The sequence below is a fragment of the Salipaludibacillus sp. CF4.18 genome, from assembly GCF_051262595.1.
Taxonomy (GTDB): domain Bacteria; phylum Bacillota; class Bacilli; order Bacillales; family Salisediminibacteriaceae; genus Salipaludibacillus; species Salipaludibacillus neizhouensis.
Genome location: NZ_JBIMEV010000192.1, coordinates 1 through 229 on the forward strand (window position 1 = coordinate 1; position 229 = coordinate 229).

General features: G+C 37.1%; 1 protein-coding gene. It reads left to right on the forward strand.

What is annotated here, in order from left to right:
- Positions 1 to 79: 79 nt before the first annotated feature.
- The coding region (locus tag ACHABW_RS26120; RefSeq protein WP_435759965.1) for a transposase at positions 80 to 229 on the forward strand (150 nt) is incomplete at its 3' end.

Below are 229 nucleotides of genomic sequence, written 5' to 3' on the forward strand. Positions count from 1 at the left end.
TTGAATAGGTTACGCTTAGTTGGACAATAAAGTTAAGGTCATATAAACTTGGTTCAAATAAAAACTGAGGAGAGTAAATATGACTAAGAGAGAAAGACGGACATTCTCAAAAGAGTTTAAAGCGCAAATGGTTCAGTTACATGATGCTGGAAAGTCCAGAGCGGAAATAATTAAAGAATACAAGTTAACGTCATCTACCTTTGACCGGTGGGTACAGCAGCATCGAGAT